At 64.0% G+C, this 506-nt stretch carries 1 protein-coding gene; it reads right to left on the reverse strand.

Annotated features, from left to right (window positions below; all coding sequences use genetic code 11):
• On the reverse strand, positions 1-506 hold a 506-nt coding region (locus ACLVWQ_RS40420), incomplete at both ends, for an alpha-amylase family glycosyl hydrolase (RefSeq protein ID WP_414114329.1).

Genomic DNA, 506 nt, shown 5'->3' on the forward strand with positions numbered 1-506 from the left:
AGGCCGAAGGCGGGGTTCTGTTTGCGGATCTCGATCATGCGGCGGGTCCAGTGGAGCAGTGACGAGGGTGAGGACATGGAGGCTTCGACGTTGGTGACCTGGTAGCCGTGGACGGGGTCCATGATCGTGGGGAGGTAGAGGCGTCCGGGGTCGCAGGAGGAGAAGCCGGCGTTGCGGTCGGGGGTCCATTGCATGGGGGTGCGTACGGCGTCGCGGTCGCCGAGCCAGATGTTGTCGCCCATGCCGATCTCGTCGCCGTAGTAGAGGATCGGTGATCCGGGGAGGGAGAGGAGGAGTGCGGTGAAGAGTTCGATCTGGTTGCGGTCGTTGTCGAGGAGGGTGGCGAGGCGTCGGCGGATGCCGATGTTGGCGCGCATGCGGGGGTCTTTGGCGTATTCGGCGTACATGTAGTCGCGTTCTTCGTCGGTGACCATTTCGAGGGTGAGTTCGTCGTGGTTGCGGAGGAAGATGCCCCATTGGCAGCTGGTGGGGATGGCGGGGGTTTT

It is taken from the genome of Streptomyces sp. CWNU-52B, from assembly GCF_047444975.1.
Taxonomy (GTDB): Bacteria; Actinomycetota; Actinomycetes; order Streptomycetales; family Streptomycetaceae; genus Streptomyces.